The sequence below is a fragment of the Streptosporangium sp. NPDC003464 genome, assembly GCF_053588315.1.
The window spans coordinates 1-4,538 of record NZ_JBSFPS010000445.1 but is presented as its reverse complement, the minus strand read 5'-3'; the positions used below and the strand labels follow the sequence as shown (position 1 = coordinate 4,538).

At 73.3% G+C, this 4,538-nt stretch carries 3 protein-coding genes; 1 reads left to right on the top strand and 2 read right to left on the bottom strand.

The genetic code is table 11. The features are described from left to right. Positions 1-588: 588 nt before the first annotated feature. Positions 589-744, top strand: a complete 156-nt coding sequence (locus tag ACWDS7_RS46775; RefSeq protein ID WP_451934563.1) for a hypothetical protein — start codon at positions 589-591, stop codon at positions 742-744. Between the two features lie 385 nt (positions 745-1,129). Here the strand turns inward: ACWDS7_RS46775 and ACWDS7_RS46770 are convergent, their stop codons facing one another. Both ACWDS7_RS46770 and ACWDS7_RS46765 read right to left on the bottom strand, forming a co-directional pair. Next, entirely contained in the window at positions 1,130-3,208 is a 2,079-nt protein-coding gene (locus tag ACWDS7_RS46770) for a tetratricopeptide repeat protein (protein WP_451934562.1), read from the bottom strand. A gap of 11 nt (positions 3,209-3,219) precedes the next feature. Next, positions 3,220-4,389, bottom strand: coding sequence for a hypothetical protein (locus ACWDS7_RS46765; protein ID WP_451934561.1), 1,170 nt, complete (start codon positions 4,387-4,389; stop codon positions 3,220-3,222). Positions 4,390-4,538 lie beyond the last annotated feature (149 nt).

The following is a 4,538-nucleotide window of genomic DNA, read 5'->3' as shown; positions in this document are numbered from 1 at the left end:
GCCGTGGAAGTCGGTGATGGACAACAGCTGGACGTCCACGGGATCTTCACGCGGCTGGGCCTGTGCCATGCCCGGCTGGGCCGCGACGAGTGCCGCGAGCACCATTCCCGCGGCCAGTGAGGTGCTGCGGCGGAAGAGGGGGCGCACGCATTCTCCTTCAGTTTTTCTCGGGGGGTGACAGCCGACCAGCCGTCCCGTACGGCAGATCGGAGTTTGATCGCCGTCTGGGCGAAATCTGGGGAAACAGCTCGTTTGTCGGCCTTCAGGGGAGCGGCGCGATACTTATGACGGACTCCTTAAATAAGGGGCCGAAAAGTCATGGAACCGCTGTGGGGCCGGCGGTTCCTTACGTGATCACGGAGGGCACGGCAAGCTCCGCGTGGCACGCTCCGCGCGGCACGCGATCGGCAGGCTCCGCGTGGCATGCGGTCGGCAGGCTCCGCGCGGCACGCGATGACGACAGCAAGCTCGCCGCGCTCGCCGAGCAGCGCCTCGGCGTGGCCCGCGACACCCGCGACACCCGCGACATGGTCTACCTGCACGCCGGCCGCCGGCCGCCGGCCGGACTCCGCGCTCGTCATCAACGGGGTGTTGCACCACCGCTTCAGCGGGGCCGCGGGCGAGGTCGGCCCGCTCGACGGCGGCTTCTCCCGGTCCGGAGACGTTCTGCTCGACCCGCTGCGCAGGGCGCTGGGGCCGCTCTGCCGGGCGTATGCCGGACATCAGGCTGTCCGTCCTCGGTGAGGAGTGCGTCGTCCTCGGGGCGGCCCGGCCCGCCCTCGACCACCTCGACCGGCAGTTCTTCTCACCCGAGGGCCGGAACATCCCCCGGTGGCCTCGCAGAGAGTCTCCTGACCACCCGGGAGCGTCCCCGTCACGCCGTACCGTCCCGGGCCGCGATGGTCCCCCGGAGCGGCACCGCGCCGCCCTGGCCCCCCCGGCCACGCCGCGTACTCGCGGCCCCCGTCACGCCGCGCCGCCCCGGCCTCCGTCATGCCGCCCCGGTTCCCCCATCACGCCACGTACTCGCGGCCCCCCGTCATGCCGCGCCGCCCCGGTTCCCCGTCACACCGCGTACTCGCGGGCTCCGGTCCGGCCGGGGCGGGCGGTCCCGCCGGGGCGGGCGGTCTCACATCGCGGCGGCCTTCAGGCAGGCTTCCAGCCGCTCCCGTGCCTCAGCGTCGTCGACCACCGTCAGCACCGCCCCGTAATCCGCGGCCGCCTCGGCGTAGCGGGCCGCCTCCTGGTAGACCACGGCCCGGTTGAACCGGATCGCGGGCGTCCCGGCCAGCTCGACCGCCCGGTCCAGGTCGCCGGCGGCGCCGGCCAGGTCGCCGGCCTCGAAGGCCAGCTCACCCCGGGCGGCCCACGCCTCGGCCAGGCCGGGGTCCCGCTGGAGCGCCGCCGACAGGGCCGTGCGGGCGGCGCCGGCCTCGCCCCGCTCGGCCAGCAGCTTCCCCTTGAGGCAGAGCAGGTGGGCGTTGTCCGGGGCGAGGGCCAGCCCGGCGGCCGTGACCCGCCAGGCGGCCTCGCCGTCGTCCAGCCCGTGCAGCAGGCCGGCCAGGTTCACGTGGGCGTCCACGTGCTCGGGGTCCAGCTCGATGGTGTAGAGGAAGTCGGCCAGCGCCCCCTGCACGTCACCGAGTTCGAGCCGGGCGTCGGCGAGGTTGTAGTACGCCTCGGGGAACGGCGGGGACAGCCGCAGCGCGCGTTCGTAGGAGGCGACCGCCTCCTCGTCGCGGCCCAGGCGGCGCAGGATGTTGCCGATGTTGAAGTGGTGCTCGGGGAAGTCCGGGTCGAGCTCGACGACCGCGGCGTAGTCGGCCAGCGCCTCCTCCAGGCGGCCTGTCATGCCGAACACCTGGGCGCGGTTGTAGCGCAGTACGGCCCGGTGCAGGGCGTGCTCGCCCGGCTCCAGTTCCCGGTCCAGCCTGGCCATCCCGTCCTCCAGCAGCCGCAGGGCCACCTCGGCGCTCTGCTGCCGCACCTCGACCAGGGCGAGCCCGTTGTTGGCGAAGACCGAGTGGAAGGCGCGCTCCTTCCGGTCGCCCAGCAGTGACGCGATCGCGATCGACAGATTCATCCAGGCCCTGGCCTGCTGGTAGTCCCGGCGCTCCTCGGGGTAGTGGCGGGCGTAGAGCATCGCGGTGCCGTAGGCGAGGTCCATGTGCACGACCGGGTCCTGGGTCGCCCCCCGGGCCTCGTCATAGATCGCCTCCGCCTCGTCGGCCCGGCCGAGCGAGGCCATGCAGGTACTGGTGGAGTTGGTGAAGTACCACCAGAGCTCCTCCTGCGTCGGCCGGTCGACGATCGCGCGGGCGCGCTGTCCCAGCTCGACGGCCGCCTGGTAGAGGCCGATGTCCTTGCAGTGCTGGAGCGCCTGGCGCATGGCGGCCAGCCCCGCCCCGCGCGGGTCGCCGCCGTGTTCGGCGTGGTAGGGGACGGCGCCGAGCAGCAGGGAGAACTCCCCCCGGCCGGCCAGCAGCGCCGCGCGCTCGTCGTGCAGGCGGGCGCGCTCCTCCGGCGCCAGCCGCCGGTAGGCGGCCAGGAGCTCCGGTTCGTCGCTGGTGCCGTCGCTGTCGACGTAGTCGCGCGCGTCCCCGGCCGGGGAGCCGGTGGTGGCGGGGCAGTCGACGGGTTCGGCGTGGGTGGCCAGGACCCGCGCCAGGGAGACGGCGATCTCGCCCGGCGGGTCGGCGACCGGGTCCGGGCCGGTGCCGACCACGACGGTCAGCGCCCCGAGGTCGCTCCGGCGCAGCAGCACCGCGGCGAACTCCTGGTCGGTCGGATCGGCCTGATGCATGTTCTCCAGGACCAGGGTGCGCGGCCCGCCGCCGGCTGCGGCGAGATAGTCGCGGAGGAACTCGGCCAGACCGTTGGAGATGTTCAGTGTGTGCAGCCGGGAGTAGAAACGCGTGCGCTCCTTCTCCCCGACGCTCCACTCCAGGGTCGCCCAGGCCGGGGGCACGACGCCGGCGAGCTCCGGCGTGCTGGTCAGCAGCTCGATGTTGTGGGCCGGGCCCAGCTCGGGGCGGAGGGCCAGGGCTTCGGCGGCGATCGACCGGATCAGCGCGCCGGCCGCGGTGTAGGGGCCGCGCAGCCGCCGGTGCGCGTCGAGCACCGCCAGCGTCGGCGGCAGGTCGAGCCCCTGCCTGGCACGGTCACGGTCGCGGCGGCGGGCGCCGGTGAGCCAGTAGTGGTTGCCCATGGTGAATCCCTTCAGGCGATGACGTGGGCGAGCCGCCGCCGCGCGCGCCTGCGCCGGCGGTCACGGATCATCAGCCAGGTGATGATCACGGCCTGGAGCACGACCAGCCCGGAGAAGACAGCCGAGTCCAGCAGTTCCTCCCAGCCGGCCGCGCCGCCGCCGGTGAAGCGCCCGAGCACCCCCGCGAACATCCGGTAGGCGATCGGGACGGCGGCCAGGGCGAAGGAGCCGATGCTCACCGCGTAGCCGACGACGATCAGCCAGGAGTACCATCGCGCGGTCCGCCGGTCGGTCTCGTGCCAGTCCGACTCGTCGACCAGCCGCCCGGTACGGCCCAGCAGCCGGTTGACCCGGTTGCGCAGGTGCTGTTTGGCGGTGTCGTGCAGGTCGACGCAGCCGAGGACGGTGGAGATGAGCACGTAGAGGTCGGTGCGGAGATAGAAGGAGAACTGCCAGACGATCCGGATCAGGACCGCGAAGGCGATCGCCAGGCAGATCTTCCCGCCGAGGGAGAAGGCGCCGCCCGGCTCCCGGGTGAGATCGGCGGCGAGGGTGAGCACGGCCATGACGAGCACGTCGGCCAGCATCCCGGCGAGGATCGGCAGATATCTCCTGCGGCGCGGCACGGCGACCAGACCGGGCAGCGACGTCTCCAGCACGATGAAGTAGAGCCTGCGCCCGACCGTCAGCGTGGAGCGCAGCCCGAGCCGCCGCCCCGCCAGGGCGTGGAAGGCCTCGTGCAGCAGGAGCTGGGGGATGGCGAAGACGAACAGGGCGGCCTGGACGACCGTGTAGTAGTCGGTGAAGAAGACGTGCTCGTAGCTCGGCGCCAGGTCGGGCCGCCGGGCCATGGCGAGCAGGGCCCACCCGACGAGCGCGCCGTAGACGACCCAGGCCGGGGGAGAGAAGAGCGCCGTGCCCAGCCGCCGCCAGCGCACCGGGGCCGGGGCCGTCTCGGCCGGGGCCGTCTCCGCCGTCTCCGCCGTGCCCGCCTGCCTGACGAACTCGAGCTCGCCCAGTGCCGCGATCACGTCGTCCATGTCGACGCTCTCGCCGTACTCCCCCAGGTACCACGCCGCCGTGTCGCGCGGCGTGGCGCCGGCCTCCAGCCTGCGCAGGATCTCGGCGCCGTCGGGGGGGAAGATGCCGTAGGAGTCGATGTCGGGTCTGCCGACCGTCACCTCATCGCCGTCGTCCAGGTAGACGAGCGGGTGCAGCGGGAGTGGCCGGTCGGGGGGCCACCACCAGGGACTTGTCCACCAGCCGGGCCAGCACGTCGAGCACGTCGGCCCGGTCCAGGCCCTCCCCCGAGCAGATCTCCTCGGCGCAG

What these genes read in the sequence shown, in the direction of transcription:
- ACWDS7_RS46770 (WP_451934562.1), bottom strand. Translation starts at nt 3,208, where the DNA reads ATGGGCAACCACTACTGGCTCACCGGCGCCCGCCGCCGCGACCGTGAC.